The sequence below is a fragment of the Pseudomonas crudilactis genome (assembly GCF_013433315.1).
Classification (GTDB): Bacteria; Pseudomonadota; Gammaproteobacteria; order Pseudomonadales; family Pseudomonadaceae; genus Aquipseudomonas; species Aquipseudomonas crudilactis.
The window spans coordinates 175,356-197,800 of sequence record NZ_WXVV01000010.1 but is presented as its reverse complement, the minus strand read 5'-3'; the positions used below and the strand labels follow the sequence as shown (position 1 = coordinate 197,800).

Below are 22,445 nucleotides of genomic sequence, written 5' to 3'. Positions count from 1 at the left end.
AACCCGCGCATCTCGGGGAAACTTTCAGCCACAGCCGCAGGTCATCCGATCATCACTCGGAGAACGCATCATGGCTCGGGCAATCTGGAAAGGCGCGATCAGTTTCGGACTGGTACACATCCCTGTCGCACTGGTCTCGGCGACCTCGTCGCAGGGCGTGGATTTCGATTGGCTCGACAGCCGCAGCATGGATCCGGTGGGTTATAAACGGGTCAACAAGGTCACCGGCAAAGAGGTCACCAAGGAGCACATCGTCAAAGGCGTGGCCTATGAAAAGGGCCGCTATGTGGTGCTCAGCGAAGAAGAGATCCGCTCGGCGCACCCGGTTTCAACGCAGACCATCGACATTTTTTCTTTCGTCGACGCCGAACAGATTCCCCTGCAAAACATCGACACGCCCTACTACCTGGCACCCGACAAGCGCGGTGGCAAGGTCTACGCATTGCTGCGCGAAACACTGAGCAAAACCAATAAAGTCGCCCTCGCCCGCGTGGTGCTGCATACGCGCCAGTACCTCGCAGCGTTGATGCCGCTGGATTCTGCCTTGGTGCTGGTGAAGTTACGCTGGCCGCAAGAAGTGCGCAGCCTCGATGAACTGGAACTGGGCAGCGAAGTGACCAAACCGCAACTGGCCAAGGGTGAACTGGACATGGCCAAACGGCTGGTGCAGGACATGAGCGCGGACTGGAAACCCGAAGACTACAAGGATGAATTTGAAGACAAGATCATGGCCCTGGTCGAGAAAAAGGCCCATGAAGGCAAGATCGAGGATGTTGAGTCGGTGGGTGGCGAGGAAGAGCGTAAAACCGCTGATGTGATCGACTTGACCGAGCTGCTTAAACGCAGTCTGGGTGGGAAAGCGGCGGTCAAGCCGAAGGCGAAAGCCGCCACCAAAGCAGCGCCGGCCAAGAGGGCAAACAAAGCCTCCGGCGAATGACAATCCAGTGATCGTCAGGCAACTGACAGGTTGTATTTGAGAGAGTCTTCGCGAGCAAGCTCGCTCCCACAGGGTTCTGAGTCGAATGCGAAATTCGCATTCACCCAATTCCACTGTGGGAGCGAGCTTGCTCGCGAAGGCGTAAGTTAATTCACTACATTGATCAGATCAGAATGAACACCGCCAGCAAACCACCGAAGATCGCCCACTTTTCCATGTAGTAACGTTTGCGATTGCGTTTCTTCAGCTCTTTGCCACGCAGGCGAATCTTGTAGATCCGGGTAAACAAGCGGTTGATCCCGCCAGTACGGTCGCCAGCATCGTTCGGTGCACCGGCAGCCGACATCACCGTACGGCTGAACCAGGCGTTAAACGCCGCCGCCCAGCGGTACTTCATCGGCCGCTCGATGTCGCAGAACAGGATGATGCGGTTCTTGTCAGTGGTGTTCTCGGCGTAATGAATAAACGTCTCGTCGAACATCACAGCTTCGCCGTCACGCCAGTGGTAGCTCTCGCCGTCGACGTTGATATAGCAGCCAGCGTCGTTTGGCGTGTCCAGACCCAGGTGATAGCGATACGAGCCTGCATACGGGTCACGGTGACGCACCAGTTTCGAACCCGGTGGCAGCTCGGCAAACATCGCGGCCTTGATCGAACCGATGCTCTGCACCAGTTCGGTGGTGCGCGGGCACAGCTTCATCGCCGACGGATGGCTCTCGCCGTACCACTTCAGATAGAAACGCTTCCAGCCGCTTTTGAAGAACGAGTTGAAACCGACATCGTCGTACTGGTTAGAGCGTTTGATCTCGCCGGCACGCAGCAAATTCTGCCCTTCTTCGCGGATTTCTTCCCAGTGCGCCTGCAACGGGCTCAAGTCAGGAAACTCGCTTGGGTCCAGGTACGGCTGGTTCGGCTTCTTCGAAAACAGATAAAGGAAGCAGTTGATCGGCGCGAGAAACGTCGAATGGTCACTCAGTTGTCGGCCGAGCTTGTGGCGCACACGCCCACGCAGATGAACGTATGCAATGGAAATGACATAAATAGCAGCAATGATGAGTTTCACGGAAATCGTCACATGTCAGAAGTGAACAAACTGCGCGCCGTGCGGCCTGAGGCTCAACGTCTTATGCAGTGGTCTGAATACAAATGGCACGTCCTTGGCCCGCGCCGTAACCGGACGCTCGGTGAAAGGTGGCATTTTAGCCACAGTTTGTAACTGATAGTGAACCTTCATCTGTGAAAAACTGTCCCGTGATCATGCCAATCGGCGATCGTGGCGTGATCGCCCTATCGTTTAAAGAGCCAGACCAGTACAATCGCCGCCAAACTTTACGCGCCCCCCTTGGTTGATGACGGGACTTCTCCGCTTCAGCGCACTTTGACTCGGGCCAAGCGCTCCAGCCGCACCCTCGCTTTTTAAGAATGCTTCGCAGGAATAACTCTTGATTTCTACAGCTAACATCACGATGCAGTTCGGCGCCAAGCCGCTCTTCGAAAACGTTTCGGTCAAATTCGGCGCGGGCAACCGCTACGGCCTGATCGGCGCCAACGGTTGCGGCAAGTCGACCTTTATGAAAATCCTCGGCGGTGACCTCGACCCGTCCGGCGGTCAGGTCATGCTTGAGCCGAACGTGCGCCTGGGTAAATTGCGCCAGGACCAGTTCGCTTACGAAGAATTCACCGTGATCGACACCGTGATCATGGGTCACGAAGAGCTGTGGAAGGTCAAGGCCGAGCGCGACCGCATCTATTCGCTGCCGGAAATGAGCGAAGAAGACGGCATGGCCGTGGCCGAGCTGGAAACCGAGTTCGCCGAGATGGACGGCTACACCGCCGAATCCCGCGCCGGTGAACTGTTGCTGGGCCTGGGTATCGGCATCGAGCAGCACTTCGGCCCGATGAGCGAAGTCTCGCCAGGCTGGAAACTGCGCGTATTGCTGGCGCAGGCGCTGTTCTCCGATCCGGAAGTGCTGTTGCTCGACGAACCGACCAACCACCTGGACATCAACACCATTCGCTGGCTGGAAAACGTGCTGACCCAGCGCAACAGCCTGATGATCATCATCTCTCACGACCGTCACTTCCTGAACAGCGTGTGCACACACATGGCTGACCTGGATTACGGCGAGCTGCGTCTGTTCCCAGGCAACTACGACGAGTACATGACCGTGGCGACCCAGTCCCGCGAGCAACTGCTGTCGGACAACGCCAAGAAGAAAGCACAGATTTCCGAGCTGCAATCGTTCGTCAGCCGCTTCTCGGCCAACGCCTCGAAAGCCAAGCAGGCCACCTCCCGCGCCAAGGCAATCGACAAGATCCAGCTGGCCGAAGTCAAGCCTTCGAGCCGCGTGAGCCCGTTCATCCGCTTCGATCAGAACAAGAAGCTGCACCGCCAGGCGGTCATCGTCGAAAAAATGGCCAAAGGCTTCGACGGCAAACCACTGTTCAAAGACTTCAGCTTCCAGGTTGAAGCTGGCGAGCGCGTGGCGATCATCGGCCCGAACGGTATCGGTAAAACTACCCTGCTGCGCACCCTGGTCAACGAGCTGACCCCGGACGCTGGCAGCATCAAGTGGACCGACGCGGCAGAACTGGGCTACTACGCTCAGGACCACGCGCACGATTTCGAAGACGACGTCACGCTGTTCGACTGGATGGGTCAGTGGACTCAGGGCGAGCAGATGATTCGCGGCACTTTGGGCCGCATGCTGTTCTCCAACGACGAGATCCTCAAGTCGGTCAAAGTGATTTCCGGTGGTGAGCAAGGTCGCATGCTGTTCGGCAAGCTGATCCTGCAAAAGCCGAACGTGCTGATCATGGACGAACCGACCAACCACTTGGACATGGAATCGATCGAGGCGCTGAACCTGGCGCTGGAAAACTACCCGGGCACGCTGATCTTCGTCAGCCACGACCGTGAGTTCGTATCGTCCCTGGCCACGCGCATCATCGAGCTGAGCCCGGATGGCGTGACCGACTTCAGCGGCACTTACGATGACTACCTGCGTAGTCAGGGCGTTGTGTTCTAAACAGCTGCTGCAATCTAAAAAGCCCTGCCCATGTGACAGGGCTTTTTGCATTCAGGGTGAGGAATTTGCTGGTGCTACTACCTTCGCGAGCAGGCTCGCTCCCACATTTGAAATACATTCCCCTGTGGGAGCGAGCTTGCTCGCGAAGACGCCAGTAGCTGCGACATCAATCTTTTGGGAAAGTAGTTAGCCTGCTTTCTTTTATCTGACACCCAAGCCATGATGCGAACTCTCCCACCGCCGCCCGCGAACGAGTCCTCATGTCTGCGCAGCAACAGCCACCGCAAAGCTCCATGGCGATCACCCTGCAGATCGTCTCCATCGTTTTCTATACCTTTATTGCCTTCCTCTGCATCGGTCTGCCGATCGCGGTGTTGCCTGGTTACGTGCACGAGCAACTGGGTTTCAGCGCAGTCATTGCCGGGCTGGTGATTGGCTCGCAGTATCTGGCCACCCTGCTCAGCCGGCCAATGGCCGGGCGCATGTCGGATACGGTGGGGACCAAGCGGGCGATCATTTATGGCTTGTGGGGGATTGTCCTCAGCGGTTTGCTGACACTGGTCTCCACGCTGCTGCAAGACTGGCCGCTGGCCAGCCTGATCATTCTGATTATCGGGCGCTTGCTGCTCGGCGTCGCTCAGGGGCTGATTGGCGTCGGCACGATCAGTTGGTGCATGGGCCAGGTCGGTGTCGAGCACACGGCTAAATCTATCGGCTGGAACGGCATCGCCTCCTATGGCGCGATTGCCATCGGCGCGCCATTGGGCGTGGTAATGGTCGCCGATTACGGCTTCACCAGCCTCGGTATCGCCTTGGCGGTGCTGGCGGCTGGCGCATTGCTGCTGATCCGCAATAAACCGTCGGTGCCGGTGATCCGTGGCGAGCGCTTGCCGTTCTGGGCGGTATTCGGGCGAATCGCCCCGTATGGCGCCAGCCTGACCCTGGCCTCGATCGGCTACGGCACGCTGACCACGTTTATCACCCTTTATTACCTCAACCGTGGCTGGACCGGCGCGGCGTATTGCCTGACGGTGTTTGGCGTATGTTTCATTCTATCGCGGCTGCTGTTTATTTCGGCGATCAGTCGCTTTGGTGGCTTCAAGTCGGCGATCGCCTGCATGACCATCGAAACCGTGGGCCTGGTGATGTTGTGGCTGGCGCCCTCCACCGCATTCGCTTTGATCGGCGCAGGACTGGCGGGGTTTGGCTTGTCGCTGGTGTATCCGGCGCTGGGCGTTGAAGCGATCAAACAGGTGCCCAGCTCCAGTCGAGGATCCGGTTTGGGCGCGTATGCGGTGTTCTTCGATCTGGCGCTGGCGATTGCCGGGCCGCTGATGGGCGCGGTGGCGCTGAATCTGGGGTATTCGTGGATTTTCTTCTGTGCGGCGCTGTTGTCGGTGATTGGACTGGGCCTGACTCTGCTGCTCCAGCGCCGGGCGATTTCCTGAAGTTCGCCGCGATCCCCTGTAGGAGTGAGCCTGCTCGCGATAGCGGTGTGTCAGCCACCTAATATGTTGAATGGTATGACGCCATCGCGAGCAGGCTCACTCCTACAGGGATTTGCGGGGTTATTGATCTGCGGTCTGCATGCCCGCCCGGGTCGGTTTGCCCAAGGCATGGGAGAAGAACCGCCCGGCCTCGGATATGAGGTTGCGATGGATATCCTCGCGATCCACGCCATCAGCATCGGTACACAACGCCGGCATGGCGCGAATCTGCTCTTCGTTGCACGGTGCCATAAAGACGAAGTGCCCTGCCCCGGCCAGCAATTTGAAATCCGGCGCTGTCGGCAGTTTGCGCGCCAGCGCGGCGGCGTTCTTGTCGAAGGCCACCAGTTTGTCGCCATCACCGCTGTAGAGCAGCACCGGCACATGCACGTCAGCCAAGGTGTGACGACCGAACTTGAGGCTCAGCGGCGCCATTAACAGCAGCGCATGAACACGCGGATCGGCCACCGGCTGCAGATCATCCCGATCAACAATCAATTCACCCTGCGTGTTGCAGGCATCACGATCATCCGGACGTTCCTGGCAATAACGACGCAGGCGATCGAGATCCGGTTGCGCCCCGGACAGGATCAACGCGGTCTCGCCGCCCGCCGAATAACCAATCACCCCGACCTGGTCAGCATTGACGTACGGCGCAAGCATGCGGTCGCCAAGGGTCGCGGTAATCGCTTCGGAAATCTGGATCGGCCGCCCGTACAGGTTGCTCAGGGTGCCGAGTCGGCTGTGGTCTTTGGAGTTGTCACCGGGATGGATCACCGCCACCACCACGAAGCCTTTGCGCGCCAGCGAAGTAGCGAGGTCGTGCAGCGCCAGCGGCGTGCCGGTGTTGCCATGGGAGAGCATCAACATCGGAAAGCGGCCGATGGCGACTTTGGTGTCTTCGCCGGCCTCGACCGAATAGCCTTCGAGCAGACTCAGGTGTTCGCGGTCGCTGGAGGGATAGAACGCGATGGCGCGCATCGGTTGCAGATCCAAGGGGTCGAGGAAGGTCATCTCGTGATAACCGACGCTCCACACAGGGTGTCGCCCAGGCGCAGCATGCACTGTGTTAAGGCTGCCAAGCAGGCAAATCAGTAACGTTGCACAAAGACGCATCATGGGATGCCCCACCCTGTTGTTACTCAATCGAAAGATCCGTTGCGTGGCGGGCCAGAAACGCCGGGATTCGGTGCTTCGGTACGACATGCATTCAGACACTGATTGTTCGACTGCATAACCCGGGCCAGATTATGTAACAGCCAGAAACAAAAAACTCCGTATTCGCCCCTTGCGGAACCAGAATACAGAGTTTTTTGGGTGTTACCTGAACATCAGCTGTTCTTTACGCAAGCCTTACGCTGCGGCGAACAGTTGCTCGCTGATTTTTGCCTGGGCAGCGGTCATGGCGTTGTTGCGTACTTCTTCGCCATACGCCAGGCCTTCGGCACGGACGATTTCGATGTCGGTGATGCCGAGGAAGCCCAGAACCAGCTTCAGGTATTCTTCGTGAGCGATGCCGCTGGCCTGGCCAGCGTGGATGCCACCCGAGGTGGAAACGATCACCACTTTCTTGCCACCGCACAGGCCTTCAGGGCCGGCTTCGGTGTAGCGGAAGGTCTGGCCGGCAACCGCAACGCGATCGATCCACGCTTTGAGTTGGGTCGGTACAGTGAAGTTGTACATGGGTGCGGCGATGACGACGGCGTCGGCAGCGATGAATTCGGCCAAAGTCGAAGCACTCAGATCGGCTTCGTGCTGCTGTGCGGCGTTGCGCAGTTCAGCGGTGGTGCCGGCGGCGACCAGCGTGGTCGACGAGAAGTGGCTGATGGCGTCGGCGGCCAGGTCACGGTAGGTCACCACAGCGCTTGGCTCGGCGGCTTGCCAGGCTTTGACGACTTCGCCGCTCAACTGACGGGAAGCCGAATTGTCGCCCAGAATGCTCGAATCGATATGCAGCAGTTTCATGTGGAATCTCCTGGAAGGAATCGCCGGTGGCGACGGAATGGAGACAATCCTACGCAAGAAACCAATGGATGATTAGCCGCCTGAAATGCGATAGTTTGTCCCACTGATAGAACAGTTGGATTTTCCGATGCAAGACCTCAACGATCTCTACTATTTCGCCAAAGTCGTCGAGGCCGGCGGTTTTGCCGCGGCCGGGCGCTTGCTGGGCATTCCCAAGTCACGGCTGTCGCGGCGTATTGCCGAACTGGAAGAACGCCTCGGCGCGCGTTTGCTGCAACGCACCACCCGGCAACTCAACCTCACGGCGGTGGGTGAGCGCTATCTGCGTCACTGCCAGGCCATGTTGCTGGAAGCGGAAATGGCCGATGAGGCGGTGGCGAGCATGTCCAGCGAGCCGCGTGGCCGCCTGCGGGTCTCCTGCCCTACCGGTCTGGCACGGGAAATGTTGCCGTGGGTCATCAGCGAGTTCCTTGGAAAATTTCCTCAGGTGCAGCTGGAAGTCGTCTTGCTCAATCGCCGGGTCGACCTGGTCGGCGAAGGCTTTGATGTGGCGCTGCGGGTGCGTGAACACGGTGACGAAGATCCCTTGCTGGTGACTCGGCGCTTGCGCCAGGCGCAAATGGTCGTGGTCGCCAGTCCGGGTTTTGTACAGGAGCAATCGATCAACCATCCGCAAGACCTGAAAAATCTGCCGGTGCTCGGTGCTCTGGAAGCTGATCGTATGGTGCATGTGCGCCTGCTTGATCAACAGGGTGAAAGCTTTGAGTTGAACATGGAAGCGCGCTTGGGCATCGATGACTTTATTGTGCGCAAAGCCTGCGTGCTGGCCGGTCAGGGATTTACCTTGCTGCCGATGATGTACTGCGAAGAAGAACTGAGAAACGGCACGCTGGTGCAATTGCTGCCAGAGTGGTCGCTGCCCGGCGGCTGGCTGCAAGCGGTGTATCCGCATCGGCGCGGAGTGATGCCGGCGGTGCGCGCGTGGATCGATCATCTGGTCGAGTCGTTCAATGCCTGTGGGGAGCGGTTGTTATGAGCAAAGGGAAGATGAACGAAGCCGACGTGGCGGCGTTCTGCCTGGCATTGCCGGGCGCTCGGGAAGATTACAAATGGGGTGGCGTGCGAGTGTTTTCGATTGCCGGCAACAAGATGTTTGCCTTGCAGGGGCTGCGTGGGGATTCGCTGGCATTCAAGGTCGACAAGGATCTGTTTCTCGGCCATTGCGACCGCCCGGGCATTCATCCGGCGCCGTATCTGGCGCGGGCGCAGTGGATCATCATGCATCCGCCCTACCCGTTGGCTGCTGAGGAGTTGCTGGGGTTGCTGCAGCGCTCGCATCAACTGGTGGTTAGCAAGTTGCCGAAAAAGACCCAAATCGGTTTATTGCTGTAAACCCGATTCCCCTGTGTAGGAGCTGCCGAAGGCTGCGATCTTTTGACTTTGATCTTTTAAAAGCAAGATCAAAAGATCGCAGCCTTCGGCAGCTCCTACATAGGGAATTGCGGTGTATTCAGAACAGTGCCAGCAGATTCGAGCCGAGAAACAGCTGGTCGATCCAGAACACCTGATGCAGCAGCACAATCACCCAGAACAGAATCTGAAACGACACCTTGCGCGTCTTGTGCCGGAACACCTGCTGGGCGATCAACGCGCCCGGCCAGCCGCCAGCCAGTTCGACGGCATGCAGGATGTTCTCCGGCGTGCGCCAGGCATCAGCGCGCGCCTTGCGTTTGTCGGCCCAATACATGAAGAACGCCAGCACGCTGACCAAGCCATAAGCGGTCAGCGGCACCAGCGAGATCCCGCGCAGCCACATCGATACAGAGCCGAACAGCGGCAGCGCGCAGACGACCAGCAGAACCACAAGTTTCAGCTTCAGATGCTGGATGTTGTTGCCACCGGAAGGCCTCCCTTCCGGCCGGCGTGCACGGGAATCACTCATGGCTTGGCTGCCGCCCAATCGATCCAGCCAAACTGCCACGTCGCCAGAATGACCAGACCAAACACGATCCGATACCAGGCGAACGCCGCGTAGCTGTGGCTGGCGATGAACTTGAGCAAGCCGCGCACGGCGATCATGGCGAAGATGAACGCGGTGACGAAACCGATGGCAAACACCGGAAAGTCCGCTGGCACAAACAGGTGGCGATACTTGTAGCCCGAGTAGACCGCCGCACCGACCATGGTCGGCATCGCGAGAAAGAACGAAAACTCGGTGGCGGTCTTGCGCGACAGGCCGAACAGCAAGCCGCCAATGATCGTTGAGCCGGAACGCGAGGTGCCGGGAATCATCGCCAGACACTGCGCGAAGCCGACCTTAAGGGCGTCTTTCCAAGTGATCTCGTCAACCGTTTCTGCGTGCACTTCATGCTGACGCTTTTCCGCCCACAACATGATGATGCCGCCCACCACCAGCGCGGTCGCGACGGTAATCGGGTTGAACAGGTACTGGTGAATCAGGTCGGCAAAGATCACCCCCAACACCACCGCCGGTACAAAAGCGATCAGCAGGTTGGCGGTAAAACGCCGGGCACTCGGCTGGGTCGGTAAACCGATGACCACGTCGAGAATCTTGCGCCGAAACTCCCAGACCACCGCGAGGATCGCGCCGAGCTGGATGATGATATTGAACGCCATGGCCCTTTCGCCGCCGAAATTCAGCAAGTCGGCAACAATGATCTGGTGTCCGGTACTGGAAATGGGCAAAAACTCCGTCAGCCCCTCTACAACTCCTAGTATCAGTGCCTGCAAGGCCGTCCAAAGATCCATCAATCCCCCAAAGAGCGATGCGCGCCGGCATGCCCCGATAGTATTTTTCTAGCGTTCACTGCGATCAGCGTAGCTGGTTATGGCTGTACCGATTCCGCGCGCACAGGATCCACACGAAACGGTCAAAATTCCGTGAAATATCAATTTGGATTCAGGTTTTCACGCGCGGGGCCGAAATCCTAACAGACAAGCCTTAATAGCGCTGCCGCGTTATACGACTTGGGTCGCGTATGCCCGCTCACGAAATCGTGGTTGGATGCTGGCGGTCGTTTATTACAAGAAAAAGAATCCGGAGTGACAGCGTTATGAACAGCTTGCGCAGTGTGTCGATCAGCCGACGCTTGTGGCTCATCTTGATTGTGGCGGTGGTCATGTTGCTGACCTTGGGCGTGTTGATGCTCAAGCAGATCCACGATGACCTGTATCACGCCAAGGCCCAAAAAACCCAGCACGTGGTGCAGACGGCCAGCGGCCTGCTGACCTATTACCACGACCTCGAAACCGCCGGAACCCTGAGCAAAGACGCCGCGCAGAAACAGGCGCTGACGGCAATTCGCGGCTTGCGCTACGACCAGAGCGACTACTTCTGGATCAACGACCTCACGCCCGTGATGGTCATGCACCCGACCAACCCGAAACTCGAAGGCCAGAACCTGTCGGCGATCCGTGATCCGGACGGCTTTGCGGTGTTCAACGAAATGGTTGCCATCGCCCGATCCAAGGGCGCCGGCATGGTCGACTATCGCTGGCCAAAACCGGGCGCCAGTGAGCCGGTGGCCAAGACTTCCTACGTCAAATTGTTCGAACCGTGGGGCTGGGTGCTCGGCTCCGGGGTTTACGTCGACGATGTGCAGGCTGAGTTCCAGGGCCAAGTGATCAAGGCCACGGTCATCGGCCTGGCGATTGCGCTGATCATGGCGTTGCTGGTGATCCTGATCGCGCGCAGCATCGTCCGCCCGCTACAGGAAACCGTGAACGCCATGGCCAACATCGCCAGTGGCGAGAGCGACCTGACCCGTAGCCTCGATACCCATGGCAAGGATGAAGTCACTGAACTGGCGCATCACTTCAACGCGTTCACCGCCAAACTGCGCGGGGTGATCGGTGACTTGCAGGTGTCGGCCAGTGCCCTTGGCCAGTCGTCCAGCGAACTGGGCAACGATGCCTCCCAGGCCCAGCAACGCAGCCAGCAGCAATCGCAGCAAATGGAACTGGTGGCCACGGCGATCAACGAAGTGACCTATGGCGTGCAGGACGTGGCGAAGAACGCCGAGCATGCCGCCGCCGAAATGCGTGACGCCGAAGCGCAGGCGCAACAGGGCCAGATCAATATCGATGGCAGCTTGCAACAGATCGACAAGCTGTCCGGGACCATTGATCAAGCGGTTGAAGTGATTCGCACCCTGGCGGCCGAAAGCACGCAGATCGGCAGTGTGCTGGAAGTGATCCGCTCGATTGCCGAGCAGACCAACCTGCTCGCCCTCAACGCAGCGATCGAAGCGGCGCGGGCCGGTGAGCAAGGTCGCGGCTTTGCCGTGGTGGCGGACGAAGTGCGCTTGTTGGCGCAGCGCACCCAGAAATCGACTGCGGAAATCCAGTCGATGATCGAACGCTTGCAGAACCATTCCGAAGCCGCCGTGAAGGTAATCGGCGACAGCAGCAAAGCGTCGCAATTGACCATCGAACAGGCGGGACTGGCCGGCGCCAGTCTGAATGCTATTGGCCAAGCGTTGCGCAATCTCAATGGTCTGAATGCGTCGATTGCCAGCGCCACCTTGCAGCAGGCGCATGTGGTCGAGGACATCAATCAGAACGTCACCCAAGCGGCCGGCCTCTCGCACAGTACGGCGATCGCGGCCGAACAGTCGAGCGCGGCCAGTCTGCGCCTTGGTCAATTGAGCGAGCAACTCAACGGCCTCCTGCGCCAGTTCCGCGTCTGACCCGTGTAACTGTGGTGAGCCCACCCCTCACCCCAGCCCTCTCCCCGAGGAGAGGGGGCTGACCGAGGTGTATCAAGCTATACGTCGACCTGAAAAATCGAGTCGATTATGGATTCAACGCAGAAAGATCAGGTCGGCGTATCTCGAACATCCAACTCGGTCAGCCCCCTCTCCCACCGGGAGAGGGTGAGGGGTTTGGCCCAATGCAGTACAATCCGCCCCTTCTTTCTCTCCCCCAAGGAACCTCCATGTCCGGGCTTGAACTGTTTGCCGCCGCCCTCGGTGTGATCGCCGTGTGGCTGACGGTCAAACAGAATCCGTGGTGCTGGCCGATCGGGCTGGTCATGGTGCTGCTCTATAGCTGGATCTTCTTTGAAGTGAAGCTGTACTCGGACATGTTGCTGCAAGTGATCTACGCCGCGCTGCAAGTCTACGGCTGGTGGCAATGGACCCGCGCCGGGACGATGCATGACGGCCGTGAGGTCACCCGCCTCGATCAGCGTTCTATCCTGATCGGCCTCGGTGCAGGTGCCGTTGGCAGCCTGCTGCTCGGCGCGGCCATGGCCCACTGGACCGATGCCGCGCAACCGTGGCTCGATGCGGCGCTCACCGGTTTCAGCCTGGTTGCGCAACTGTGGATGGCACAGAAACGCCTGCAATGCTGGGCGCTGTGGTTCGTTCTCGATGTGATTTTTGTCGGGTTGTTCATCTATAAAGGGCTGTACCTGACCGCTGCGCTGTACGGGCTGTTCACCCTGCTGGCGGTGCAAGGCTATCGCGAATGGCGCGCCGACCCGGCGTTGCGCCCATGAAGGTTGTGGTTCTGACCGGCCCCGAATCCACCGGCAAGAGCTGGCTGGCGGCGGGCCTGCAGCAACGCTTTGGCGGCGTGCGGGTGGATGAGTACGTGCGTCGGTTCATTGAGCTCAATCCACGTGATACGTGTCTGGCCGATATCCCTGATATCGCTCGGGGCCAGTTGCAACGGGAGGATGAGGCTCGGGCGCAACAGCCGTCACTGCTGATTCTCGACACCCATTTGCTGAGCAACATACTGTGGAGCCAGACGCTGTTTGCAGACTGTCCGGGCTGGCTGGAAACCGAGCTGTTGGCACGGCATTACGACCTGCACCTTCTTTTGTCCCCGGAACAGGTCGACTGGACCGATGACGGTCAGCGCTGCCAACCTGATCTGGACGAGCGTCTGGCGTTTTACCAGTCCACGCAAAACTGGCTGGAAAACCACCATCAGCGCTTTCTGATCATTCAGGGCAATTGGGCCGAACGCCAACTACAGGCCTTTGCCGCGGTCGAGCAACTGCTGGCCGAGTGACCCGGTCAACGGGTCAGTTTCCCCAAGGATTTCCCCTGTTTTGGGGGCAAAGTGTCCGATCCTGAAACACTGTGTGAGGTGCAAAGTGCCCGTCTCAACACTGTTCACCGTTTTGTCATCGCCGTTGTTTCACGGTTGAAACACATCGTCGCAAACCCTCGTTCCAGAGCTTTGTTCAGCCAATAGACAGATCGGCGCGCTCATGCGTGTATCAGCCATGAAACAGCGTGTGTATCAGGTGCGCGCCTGGTTTCTGCAAGTATCTGAAAGCAAACAACATTTGAAAAGCGGCACAGCTTTCGCTCTCTCCTTCACAACGCTGACTAGGGCCAGCCCACTGAAGAAGGAATTGCAGCCGTGGGGAATATCCAAAAAGGTTTGACCTGCCTTCTGCTGATCGGATCAGCAGCCAGTACGTTGATCAGTTTCAACGCGCAGGCAGAAGGTAATGGCGTGATCGTCCTCAATCGCGACGTTCAGCCGATTCCTATCGGTCGTAGCGGCGGTAAAGACCCCTATCCAACTACCGTCAATGCCAACCCTTCAGGCCGCATCAATCAAGCGATGAGCAGCACTGAGCTCAATGACGGCGAGTTTGCCAGCGTAGCCAGTGGCTCTTCGATCCGCGGCAACATCAACACGCCGACGGCGAACCTGCCCGGCATGAACACCCTGACCAATCCCAACGGCCTGCCCGGCATGAGCAGCGGCCACGGCGGCGGCGCCGGCGGTTCCATCTCCAATACCGTCAACCGCGCCATGGGCGCAGGCCTTGCGCCGCTGACCCGCATGGCGGGAGGCCAATAAGATGAATCGTTGCCTGCTCCTGCTTGCCCTCTTCGGCTGCGCCAGTGCCATGGCGGCCGACCCCAGCTCAGTGAACAACGCGAACATTCAGGACACCGGCATTCAGTACCGCGGCAACTACAACGTCAACCAGGCCGCTGGCGACCAGATGCAACAGACCAACACCAAGGCGATCGCCATTGGCACCTCAGCCAGCGCCACCACCCATGTTCGCCAAGCGATCGATACACCCGCCAATCCTTCGACGAATGCCAGCGCAACCATTGGCGGCAATGCTTTCAGTAATGGCAACGGAATCCTGGGTGTGAACCAGGGCGCCGGGGCCAACAACCAGATGGCCAACGTCACGCGCGTCAGCATCAGTGCTGCCCCGCAGAGCGTTGACGACAGTGCCCTTTCACAACAGAACGTGGCGCTTTTACCGAGCTCAGGAGCAACTGGTACCTCATCCGGCAGTCGCCAGGTCACGACAAGTGACCAGGCCTTCACCGGCAGCCGCGGGGTAATCCAGGTGAACCAGAGTGCCGGGGTGGGGAACCGAATGGCTAACACCCTGAGCATCCGGGTCGCTGACTGACCCAAACAAAAAAAAGCAGTGCAATTAGAAAGTACCAACACTTAACCAACTAATAAGCACGATGGAGAAACACCATGAAACCTACAATGGCTCTCAAACCACTGGTTTTCGCACTTGCAGCAGTGATGGCAATCGCAGCACAGGCAGGCGGTCGTGATGACGATCATGGTAACGGGCACGGCAACGGTCATGGCAACCATGAACCAAAAGGCCCTACCCTGGAACAACTTCTGCAAATCGGCGCCGGCGCTGGTGCGGCCGTACTCGACACGCAGAACAGCGATGGCAACCTGGTGGGCAACCAAGGCACCAAAAATGATGCCTCCGTTCGCGACTCGGCCAATGGCACCAACGGCAACGTCGGCATGAACAACACCGCCGGCGATGGCAACCAACAAGACAACGCCGCTGCACTCGCAACTGCCGACGAAAGCTTCATCTTCGGCACTGCCGTGTCCGTTTCCAGCGCGACTCAGGTCAACAACAACAACGCGGTTGCCAACTACTCGACAACCAACAATGCCAACCTCAACAACGTGGGTAACGGCGGTTCCGGCAACATCGGTGTGAACAACAGTGCCGGCAACTTCAACCAACAGAAAAACAACCTGGCCATTGCTGTATCCGGTGGTCGTGTAGCTAACGCCGCTGCCGCTGCCAACCAAAGCTCCACTGGGTTGACTGTGTCCAACAACGGCACTCAAACCTATAAAACCGATACTCTGAGAGGCACCTTCACCGCTGCTGGCGCATTCGCGGCAGCTGGCAAAGCGACCATCGAAGGCGACAAAGGCCATGGTGGTGGCGGTTATGGCGACAACGACCGTGGTCATGGCGGCAACGGCGGCAGCAAAGATCAGAAAGCGACCTTTGAAGCTGTCGGCATCTTCGGTCTCGCCGGTGTAACCACACAACAAGTGCTGACCCCAGACGGCTGGAAAAACCCTGTGACCAACAACGCAAACATCTCCAACGTTGGTAACAACTTCTCCGGCAACGCTGGTTACAACAACGCCGCCGGTGTTGGTAACCAACAAAGCAACTCGCTGTCCATCGCTGCAGGTTGCAAAGCCTGCCTGTAGTCGCGATCGAAACGAAAGCCCCGGAAACGGGGCTTTTCCTCAGTCCGCAAAGGCGTATCGATCATGCGTAAGACTGCCCTCCTCGCCCTGCTTTGCGTCTGTGGCCTGACTCAGGCCGCCCAGATGCCCGTCGCTGCCCTGCCGGGTGGCACGCTCGTCTACAAAAACGTGCAAAGCATTCGTGAGCGCAAGTTTGCCGACATCGTCGAACAGAAAACCGATTTCAGCTGCGGCGCTGCTGCACTGGCCACGGTGTTACGCCAGGCCTATTGGCTCGACGTCGATGAGGAGCACATCATCAAAGGCATGCTGGTCAACGCTGACCAGGACCTTGTTCGCACTCAAGGGTTTTCCATGCTGGACATGAAGCGCTACATAGAAAGCATCGGCATGCGCGCCAGGGGTTACAAGATTCCAACGGAAAAGCTCGACGCTGTCACTATTCCGGTGGTGGTACTGATGGAAATTCGCGGCTACAAGCATTTCGTGGTTCTGCAGCGGGCAGACAAGGATTGGGTTTACATCGGAGACCCGGTTTTAGGTCACAAACGCTACACCCATGATGACTTTGTCAAAGGTTGGAACGGCATTGTTTTCGCCATCGTCGGTCCCGGATACGACAAGGCCAACGCCTTGCGCAGCCCTCCGGTACCGCTGACCGCCAAGAACAAGCTGGATGGCTTCAACCCTGTCAAAGATGCTGAATTGATGGACTTCGGGTTCATACAGAGCGACTTCTTTTAATCGCCGATTATAAAGAATGGGGCTGGATGTCCCGGGAGCAGCAAATGAAAACCTCATACTGGCTGGCCGCCGCCTGCCTGGCAGCGAGTGCGTCAGGCTATGCCAATGCAGGATTCAAACCTATAGAAATACAGGACAAGGAGTTGTCCGAGTTACGTGGTCGTTATGTCATGCCGGGGCGGATCATCAGCTTCGGCATTGTCATGAGCAGTACCTGGCGCAACGCCAGTGGCGATCTGATCGGGGCAGCCACCTCGATGCAACTTCAGGCAGCAACGGTTAAACCCGAATTCTACGTGCAAACGATCAAGGAGCACGGCAACGGCAGCACTCTTCCTACGGGTACCGGCACGATCACCGGTGGCGCCGGTCTCGACAGCAGCCAGGGCGTAACACAGAGCGTACGCGCTGCGGGTGACAGCAATACCGCCTACAACAACGTCGCCATCAACGTTAAAGAAGCCAGTCAGGCGCCAGCACTGGTGCCCACCCAAGGGCAGGCGCTGATGGCCGGGCAAACCATCGGCGGCAGCAATGCGGCGGGCAGCGTCGCAGTCTCGGCAAGCGGAGGCGGCGTACAGATGGCCATTCAGGCCTCAGGCAATCAAGGAACGGCCCTGCAGCAGGTCGCCCAGGGTGGCTTGCTGCAGAACACCCGTCTGCTCGGCAGTGCCAACGTGGTCAATAACATGACTCAACTCAACGTCGTACTGAACAATAACGGCCTGAGTGCCGGCGCACTGGATTGCAACCTGACGCAACTCAGGGCGCTACGCAATATTGGATATTGAACTACGCTGAGTCTCGATCATTGGGCTTAAAGGGACGGCTTATTCATGTATCGATCAGTATCACTGCGTGCCGCTGTTTGTTTGAGCACTCTTCTACCTGCAGCAATGCTGCAAGCGGCACCGGACGCCGACGTGGAAGTCCTGAAACAAGAACTTCTGGAGCTGAAGCAACGTTACGAAGTACAACAAAAAGCCCTGGCGGTACTCGAACAACGGGTTCGCCAGGTCGAAGATCAACCCGCGGCGCCGCAACCGAAACGGTTGGCCAAGTCGCCGTCGGATCTCAAAGGCAATCCAAAAGTGGCCACCGGCACCGGGGCCGCAGCAGCGTCGGGGGGCGCAGCCGGAGGTAGTGGGGCTTCTTACGGGCAATCGCTGGCAGATGATTCGCAACCGGCACAAAGTGTGTCCAACCTGTACGACGAAGCCAGTGGTTTCTTCGGCGGTGGCAAATTCAGCTTCGAAACCGGTATCACCTACTCGCGCTACGACACCCGTCAGTTGATCCTCAACGGCTTCCTGGCACTGGACTCGATTTTTCTCGGCAACATCAACCTTGACCGGATCAAGGCCGATACCTGGACCCTCGACCTCACGGGCCGCTACAACTTCGACAATCGCTGGCAGTTCGACCTGAACGTGCCCGTGGTCTACCGCGATTCGACTTATCAATCCGGCGGCGGTAACGGCGGGGCGTCCAACGTCACGACCGAGCAGGACGTGACACGCGATCCAACCATTGGCGACGTCAACTTCGGCATCGCCTACAAGTTCCTCGATGAGTCAGCCAACACGCCGGATGCGGTCGTCACCTTGCGGGTCAAGGCACCCACCGGCAAGGATCCGTTCGGGATCAAGCTGCGCCAGACCGACGCCAACTCCAACCTGTTCGTGCCTGACACCCTGCCGACCGGCAACGGCGTCTGGTCGGTCACGCCGGGGATCTCGCTGGTCAAGACGTTCGACCCGGCGGTGCTGTTCGGCAGCTTGTCCTACACCCACAACCTGGAGGAGTCGTTTGACGACATCAGCTCGACGGTCAACCAGAAAAACCCGGGCAAGGTAAAGATCGGCGACAGCTTCCAGATCGGCGCCGGTATTGCGTTTGCGCTGAACGAGAAGATGAGTATGTCGTTCTCGATGTCTGATCTGGTGCAGCGCAAAAGCAAGCTGAAACAGGATGGCGGCGATTGGCAATCGGTGGTGTCCAGTGACGCCAACGCCGGTTACTTCAACGTCGGCATGACCATCGCGGCCACCGACAACCTGACCATTGTTCCGAACTTGTCGATCGGTTTGACCGACGATGCCCCGGACTTTTCCTTCAGTCTGAAATTCCCGTACTACTTCTAATCATCAGGAAACGCAAAAGGCCCGTTGCGCTCACCTCGCAACGGGCCTTTTGCGTTTCCCCGCCCTAGCGGATCTGATGCTTGTGGAGCAAACGGTAGAACGTCGGCCGTGATACGCCCAGCACTTTCGCCGCAACACTGAGGTTGTCGCTGTGCCGGTTCAGCACATCGCACAGTGCCTGGCGCTCGGCGCGGGTTTTGTAATCTTCCAGCGTGCCCATCGGTGTGGCGATCGAGTGCTGACTGATCAAGCCCAGATCGCGGGCCTCGATCTGCCGACCCTCGGCCAGCACCAATCCGCGCCGTACACGGTTGGCCAGTTCCCGGACATTGCCCGGCCAGTCATGTTTGCCCATGGCAATCAGCGCGTCTTCGCTGAAGCTGCGCGGGCGGCGACCGGTTTCATGGCTGTAGAAGTGGGAAAAGTGGTTGGCCAGCATCGATAAATCACCATGGCGCTCACGCAACGGCGCGGTGACGACTTGCAGCACGTTGAGCCGGTAATACAGGTCTTCGCGAAAACGCTTCTTCTCGATGGCCGCCTCAAGGTCGACGTGGGTCGCCGCCAGCACCCGCACGTCCACCGGAATCGGCTGACTGCCGCCGACGCGTTCGATGTGTTTCTCCTGCAGGAAGCGCAACAGATTGGCTTGCAACTCCAGCGGCAGATCACCGATTTCATCGAGGAACAACGTGCCGCCATTGGCCGCTTCAATGCGCCCGACCTTGCGCTGATGCGCGCCGGTAAAGGCGCCCTTTTCGTGGCCGAACAGCTCGGATTGGATCAAATGCTCGGGAATCGCCCCACAGTTGATTGCCACAAACGGTTTGCTGTGACGCTGGGATTGCCGATGCAACGTGCGCGCAACCAGCTCTTTACCGGTGCCGCTTTCGCCACGGATCAACACCGGCGATTCGGTCGGAGCCAGTTTGCTGAGCAACTTGCGCAGTTCGCGGATGGGTTTGCTGTCGCCGAGCAGTTCATGTTCGGGCTGATCGACGTGAATCGTGCCCTGCCCGCGCAAACGCGCCATGCCGAACGCTCGACCGAGGGTGACCTGCACCCGCGAAACATCGAACGGCAAGGTGTGAAAATCGAAAAACCATTCGCAGACGAAATCACCGACGTTTTGTAAACGCAGGACTTCCTGATTGAGCACGGCGATCCACTCGGTGCCACTGCGGCTGATCAGTTCCTTGACGGCTTCGGGACGTTCGAGGTGAAACGGCTGTAATCGCAGCAAGCCCACATCACAACTGCGGTCGGCGGCGTTTTCCAGGGTACAGCTATCAACATCCCAACCTACGGCGCGTAATCCGGGCAATAAGCGGTGGCAGTCGTCGCACGGATCGACCACCAATAAACGTCGTAACGCAGGCGCTTCGCTCATGACTGTTCCTTGGCGCCAAATTATTAGAAATGATTGTAAAAACAGTCATTTGGCAGACCCGACTGTAACATTAGCAAGATTTTGACAGGGCCTTGTATCGATTGCTTATAGGTGTACAAGCAAACACGTTATAAGAAACCAGGTTGTTAGTTAGCTATCGACTAAATTGCTGTTTCAACCTTTCAGTGAGCTTTTAAAACCTGCCTGCAAAGCAACGCCATGAAAGAAAGTTGAAATTTCTTTGTTTCATGTGTGACCTGCCTGCCGGTTCGGTGCATCAGTACAAGTACCAGCCGAACGGTAAGCCCAACCGACGGCACATCACTTGATTGGGCACGACAGAGAGAAAACCCCATGACCGCCCCGCTCCGTATCAACGAAGCTCTTTTGATTGCCAACCACGCGTTCAAACCTTTCCAGTGCGTGGCCTGGGCGCCACAAGACGGCAATGGCGAATTGAGCCTGACCGTGATCGACCGGACCAACTCGCACATCGGTCGCAAACAGATCCCGAGCAGCGCCTACTCCGATCCAGCGCAACTAGAACAACTGTTGCAGCAGGCTCGCGCTGAACTCAGCGAAGAAGGTTACAGCCTGCAATCCTGGTCGATGCCACACTAACAGCCGGGCGATGCGGATGACTTTCAGGTCATCCGCCCTCTTCGCTTAGTTGTGATCTTTTTAAACACCCGCTACGTTTGTACAACTATTTGCAACTTGTTCAGGCGCAACTGCTTGGCCGGCTTGCTATTGGTTCAAAAAGACACTGTTCTGGCACAGTGCGACCCTCCACCTGTTAGTTCTTACAGTTGTACTTCTCCCGGTTCAGGGATTGAATGTTCCGCTCATGCAGTTACCCACCCGGTTCCCGGTAAAGGTCAACTCGCAAGGAGATGCGTGCATGTCCACCCTGAACACTTTTGCCCTCTCGGCGTTACCGAAGACGTTGTTGAATCGGGCCGGTCAACTCGACAGGACGTTTGCCGCCATCGGCGTCGCCCAAGTGTATTTCGCGGGCAGCGTGTCCAGCCTGACGGAAAATATCGCGCTCGATGCGCAGGGGCGGATCCTCGTCGCCGCCAAAGTCGGCATCGCCGCCGGCAGCCGTTTCGGCCTGGCCCGCATGCTCGCCGATGGCTCAGCCGACCTGGCCTTTGGCGAGCAAGGCAGCGTGATCGATACCTTTGCTCCAGGCTTCGAAGCCACGGCCGGTAAAGTCCAGGCACTGCCCGATGGGCGCATCCTGCTCGCCGGCCTGCATTATGAAAACGCGCATCGTACCTTGCCGGCGCTGGCCTTGTTCGATGCACAGGGCAAACCGGACCTGAGCTTCGGTGACAACGGGCGTCAGGTGGTGCGGTTGCCTGGCGACTTGTCCATGGGCAGCCGCGATGCCTGGCTGCCGCCGGGCGTCCCGGGCGCTGAAGCCTGCGACTTTGTCGTCCAGAACGACGGCCATATTCTGTTGATCGCCAATCATCATTTCGAACTCGCCGACCATGCCGGCATGCTGATTCGCCTCAAGCCCGACGGCAGCCTCGATGAAACCTTCAACGGCCGCGGCTTCGTGATGATTCGCCACTTGCTGCTCAACACCTGGCTCAGCAGCCTGCTGCTGCAAAAGGATGGGCGGATTGTGGTGGCCGGCTCCATCGACTTTCCGCAAGAGGGTCTGTTGGCACGCTACCTACCCGACGGCCGCCTCGACGAGCGTTTTGCCGTGGACGGATTCATGGCGTTCAAGGCTCACAGCCAAAGCGCTCAGGTCAGTCAGGTCATTGAGTCCACCGACGCGTTGCACTGTTTCGGCAGCAGTCGCGACCCGATTCGTTGCATGGCCTACAGCGTACACACCAATGGTCGACCGAACTTGCACCACCACGGCGGGCAACCACAACTGCTGGAAATCGGCCCCAGCGGCTGCCAATGGAGCGCCGCCCAGCGCATGGCGGACGGCCGCATCATCGCGGTCGGTGCAACCATTGGTGGAATCGAAGCAGATTTTATAGTCGCCCGCTACTTGAGTGATGGCGACCTGGATCACAGTTTTGGCGACGGTAAAGGCTGGCTGCGCACGCGGCTGGGCCGAAGTCTGGACACGGCCAATTCACTGGCCGTGCAAGCAGATAATGCCATTCTCGTTGGCGGTTATTCATTGGATGGTAACTATCGGGCGATGGTGGCACGGTACCTGAACCATTGAAAAACACGGACTGTACTTGATCTTCCGTAACGCATCCG

22 protein-coding genes are annotated in these 22,445 nt (G+C 58.3%); 16 read left to right on the top strand and 6 right to left on the bottom strand.

Features of this window, described 5'->3' with window-relative positions; all coding sequences use genetic code 11:
• Positions 1–70: 70 nt before the first annotated feature.
• Positions 71–937, top strand: coding sequence for a non-homologous end joining protein Ku (gene ku, locus GTU76_RS13490; RefSeq protein WP_016984634.1), 867 nt, complete (start codon positions 71–73; stop codon positions 935–937).
• Positions 938–1,100: 163 nt separating this feature from the next.
• Here the strand turns inward: ku and lpxO are convergent, their stop codons facing one another.
• On the bottom strand, positions 1,101–2,000 hold the full coding sequence (gene lpxO / locus GTU76_RS13485; protein WP_016984633.1) for a lipid A hydroxylase LpxO: 900 nt from the start codon (positions 1,998–2,000) through the stop codon (positions 1,101–1,103).
• Between the two features lie 379 nt (positions 2,001–2,379).
• Between lpxO and GTU76_RS13480 the strand changes: the two genes are divergently transcribed.
• Complete coding sequence (locus GTU76_RS13480) at positions 2,380–3,966, top strand: ABC-F family ATPase (RefSeq protein WP_007914779.1); 1,587 nt, start codon at positions 2,380–2,382, stop codon at positions 3,964–3,966.
• Positions 3,967–4,226: 260 nt separating this feature from the next.
• On the top strand, positions 4,227–5,414 hold the full coding sequence (locus tag GTU76_RS13475) for an MFS transporter (protein WP_016984631.1): 1,188 nt from the start codon (positions 4,227–4,229) through the stop codon (positions 5,412–5,414).
• 120 nt (positions 5,415–5,534) lie between these two features.
• Here the strand turns inward: GTU76_RS13475 and GTU76_RS13470 are convergent, their stop codons facing one another.
• Together GTU76_RS13470 and GTU76_RS13465 are read right to left on the bottom strand one after the other, a co-directional pair.
• Positions 5,535–6,572: an alpha/beta hydrolase family protein gene (locus tag GTU76_RS13470; RefSeq protein ID WP_016984630.1), complete on the bottom strand. Its 1,038-nt coding sequence runs from the start codon at positions 6,570–6,572 to the stop codon at positions 5,535–5,537.
• Between the two features lie 234 nt (positions 6,573–6,806).
• Positions 6,807–7,418 (bottom strand): FMN-dependent NADH-azoreductase, encoded by a 612-nt coding sequence (locus GTU76_RS13465; RefSeq protein ID WP_016984629.1) that lies wholly within the window; start codon positions 7,416–7,418, stop codon positions 6,807–6,809.
• A gap of 127 nt (positions 7,419–7,545) precedes the next feature.
• Here GTU76_RS13465 and GTU76_RS13460 point away from each other — a divergent pair, with 127 nt between their 5' ends.
• Both GTU76_RS13460 and GTU76_RS13455 read left to right on the top strand, forming a co-directional pair.
• Complete coding sequence (locus GTU76_RS13460) at positions 7,546–8,454, top strand: LysR substrate-binding domain-containing protein (protein WP_016984628.1); 909 nt, start codon at positions 7,546–7,548, stop codon at positions 8,452–8,454.
• On the top strand, positions 8,451–8,810 hold the full coding sequence (locus GTU76_RS13455) for an MmcQ/YjbR family DNA-binding protein (protein WP_180698809.1): 360 nt from the start codon (positions 8,451–8,453) through the stop codon (positions 8,808–8,810). The genes GTU76_RS13460 and GTU76_RS13455 overlap by 4 nt, the downstream gene beginning before the upstream one ends.
• Before the next feature lie 118 nt (positions 8,811–8,928).
• On the opposite strand, the gene GTU76_RS13450 is transcribed toward GTU76_RS13455, so the two are convergent.
• Complete coding sequence (locus GTU76_RS13450) at positions 8,929–9,360, bottom strand: DUF1294 domain-containing protein (protein WP_180698808.1); 432 nt, start codon at positions 9,358–9,360, stop codon at positions 8,929–8,931.
• Positions 9,357–10,187: an undecaprenyl-diphosphate phosphatase gene (locus GTU76_RS13445; protein WP_180698807.1), complete on the bottom strand. Its 831-nt coding sequence runs from the start codon at positions 10,185–10,187 to the stop codon at positions 9,357–9,359. Before GTU76_RS13445 ends, GTU76_RS13450 begins: the two co-directional genes overlap by 4 nt.
• Positions 10,188–10,492: 305 nt before the next feature.
• On the opposite strand from GTU76_RS13445, the gene GTU76_RS13440 reads away from it, so the two are divergent.
• The 9 genes from GTU76_RS13440 to GTU76_RS13400 all read left to right on the top strand — a co-directional run bounded on the left by GTU76_RS13440 (position 10,493) and on the right by GTU76_RS13400 (position 18,814).
• Positions 10,493–12,127, top strand: coding sequence for a methyl-accepting chemotaxis protein (locus tag GTU76_RS13440; protein ID WP_180698806.1), 1,635 nt, complete (start codon positions 10,493–10,495; stop codon positions 12,125–12,127).
• Between the two features lie 248 nt (positions 12,128–12,375).
• Positions 12,376–12,939, top strand: a complete 564-nt coding sequence (gene pnuC / locus GTU76_RS13435) for a nicotinamide riboside transporter PnuC (protein ID WP_102900999.1) — start codon at positions 12,376–12,378, stop codon at positions 12,937–12,939.
• Entirely contained in the window at positions 12,936–13,460 is a 525-nt protein-coding gene (locus tag GTU76_RS13430) for an AAA family ATPase (protein ID WP_016983755.1), read from the top strand. Before pnuC ends, GTU76_RS13430 begins: the two co-directional genes overlap by 4 nt.
• 357 nt (positions 13,461–13,817) lie before the next feature.
• A complete protein-coding gene (locus GTU76_RS13425) occupies positions 13,818–14,267 on the top strand; it encodes a hypothetical protein (RefSeq protein WP_175554260.1) in 450 nt (149 codons plus the stop codon).
• Position 14,268: 1 nt separating this feature from the next.
• Positions 14,269–14,844, top strand: coding sequence for a hypothetical protein (locus tag GTU76_RS13420; protein ID WP_016983757.1), 576 nt, complete (start codon positions 14,269–14,271; stop codon positions 14,842–14,844).
• 74 nt (positions 14,845–14,918) lie between these two features.
• Positions 14,919–15,926 carry a hypothetical protein gene (locus GTU76_RS13415; protein WP_016983758.1) on the top strand — a complete coding sequence of 336 codons (1,008 nt, stop codon included), beginning with the start codon at positions 14,919–14,921 and terminating at the stop codon, positions 15,924–15,926.
• Positions 15,927–15,989: 63 nt separating this feature from the next.
• Positions 15,990–16,670, top strand: coding sequence for a C39 family peptidase (locus GTU76_RS13410; RefSeq protein WP_016983759.1), 681 nt, complete (start codon positions 15,990–15,992; stop codon positions 16,668–16,670).
• Between the two features lie 44 nt (positions 16,671–16,714).
• Positions 16,715–17,461, top strand: coding sequence for a hypothetical protein (locus GTU76_RS13405; RefSeq protein WP_016983760.1), 747 nt, complete (start codon positions 16,715–16,717; stop codon positions 17,459–17,461).
• 45 nt (positions 17,462–17,506) lie between these two features.
• On the top strand, positions 17,507–18,814 hold the full coding sequence (locus tag GTU76_RS13400; RefSeq protein ID WP_016983761.1) for a transporter: 1,308 nt from the start codon (positions 17,507–17,509) through the stop codon (positions 18,812–18,814).
• Between the two features lie 64 nt (positions 18,815–18,878).
• Here GTU76_RS13400 and GTU76_RS13395 read toward each other — a convergent pair whose 3' ends face one another.
• On the bottom strand, positions 18,879–20,204 hold the full coding sequence (locus tag GTU76_RS13395) for a sigma-54 dependent transcriptional regulator (RefSeq protein WP_016983762.1): 1,326 nt from the start codon (positions 20,202–20,204) through the stop codon (positions 18,879–18,881).
• 354 nt (positions 20,205–20,558) lie between these two features.
• Here GTU76_RS13395 and GTU76_RS13390 point away from each other — a divergent pair, with 354 nt between their 5' ends.
• On the top strand, positions 20,559–20,825 hold the full coding sequence (locus GTU76_RS13390) for a hypothetical protein (protein ID WP_016983763.1): 267 nt from the start codon (positions 20,559–20,561) through the stop codon (positions 20,823–20,825).
• A gap of 280 nt (positions 20,826–21,105) precedes the next feature.
• On the top strand, positions 21,106–22,407 hold the full coding sequence (locus GTU76_RS13385) for an NHL repeat-containing protein (RefSeq protein WP_180698805.1): 1,302 nt from the start codon (positions 21,106–21,108) through the stop codon (positions 22,405–22,407).
• Positions 22,408–22,445: the final 38 nt, after the last annotated feature.

What these genes read in the sequence shown, in the direction of transcription:
- ku (WP_016984634.1), top strand. Translation starts at nt 71, where the DNA reads ATGGCTCGGGCAATCTGGAAAGGCGCGATCAGTTTCGGACTGGTACAC.
- GTU76_RS13415 (WP_016983758.1), top strand. Translation starts at nt 14,919, where the DNA reads ATGAAACCTACAATGGCTCTCAAACCACTGGTTTTCGCACTTGCAGCA.
- GTU76_RS13395 (WP_016983762.1), bottom strand. Translation starts at nt 20,204, where the DNA reads ATGAGCGAAGCGCCTGCGTTACGACGTTTATTGGTGGTCGATCCGTGC.
- pnuC (WP_102900999.1), top strand. Translation starts at nt 12,376, where the DNA reads ATGTCCGGGCTTGAACTGTTTGCCGCCGCCCTCGGTGTGATCGCCGTG.
- GTU76_RS13405 (WP_016983760.1), top strand. Translation starts at nt 16,715, where the DNA reads ATGAAAACCTCATACTGGCTGGCCGCCGCCTGCCTGGCAGCGAGTGCG.
- GTU76_RS13430 (WP_016983755.1), top strand. Translation starts at nt 12,936, where the DNA reads ATGAAGGTTGTGGTTCTGACCGGCCCCGAATCCACCGGCAAGAGCTGG.
- GTU76_RS13400 (WP_016983761.1), top strand. Translation starts at nt 17,507, where the DNA reads ATGTATCGATCAGTATCACTGCGTGCCGCTGTTTGTTTGAGCACTCTT.
- GTU76_RS13455 (WP_180698809.1), top strand. Translation starts at nt 8,451, where the DNA reads ATGAGCAAAGGGAAGATGAACGAAGCCGACGTGGCGGCGTTCTGCCTG.
- GTU76_RS13470 (WP_016984630.1), bottom strand. Translation starts at nt 6,572, where the DNA reads ATGATGCGTCTTTGTGCAACGTTACTGATTTGCCTGCTTGGCAGCCTT.
- GTU76_RS13390 (WP_016983763.1), top strand. Translation starts at nt 20,559, where the DNA reads ATGACCGCCCCGCTCCGTATCAACGAAGCTCTTTTGATTGCCAACCAC.
- GTU76_RS13385 (WP_180698805.1), top strand. Translation starts at nt 21,106, where the DNA reads ATGTCCACCCTGAACACTTTTGCCCTCTCGGCGTTACCGAAGACGTTG.
- GTU76_RS13460 (WP_016984628.1), top strand. Translation starts at nt 7,546, where the DNA reads ATGCAAGACCTCAACGATCTCTACTATTTCGCCAAAGTCGTCGAGGCC.
- GTU76_RS13410 (WP_016983759.1), top strand. Translation starts at nt 15,990, where the DNA reads ATGCGTAAGACTGCCCTCCTCGCCCTGCTTTGCGTCTGTGGCCTGACT.
- GTU76_RS13465 (WP_016984629.1), bottom strand. Translation starts at nt 7,418, where the DNA reads ATGAAACTGCTGCATATCGATTCGAGCATTCTGGGCGACAATTCGGCT.
- GTU76_RS13450 (WP_180698808.1), bottom strand. Translation starts at nt 9,360, where the DNA reads ATGAGTGATTCCCGTGCACGCCGGCCGGAAGGGAGGCCTTCCGGTGGC.
- GTU76_RS13445 (WP_180698807.1), bottom strand. Translation starts at nt 10,187, where the DNA reads ATGGATCTTTGGACGGCCTTGCAGGCACTGATACTAGGAGTTGTAGAG.
- GTU76_RS13475 (WP_016984631.1), top strand. Translation starts at nt 4,227, where the DNA reads ATGTCTGCGCAGCAACAGCCACCGCAAAGCTCCATGGCGATCACCCTG.
- GTU76_RS13420 (WP_016983757.1), top strand. Translation starts at nt 14,269, where the DNA reads ATGAATCGTTGCCTGCTCCTGCTTGCCCTCTTCGGCTGCGCCAGTGCC.
- GTU76_RS13440 (WP_180698806.1), top strand. Translation starts at nt 10,493, where the DNA reads ATGAACAGCTTGCGCAGTGTGTCGATCAGCCGACGCTTGTGGCTCATC.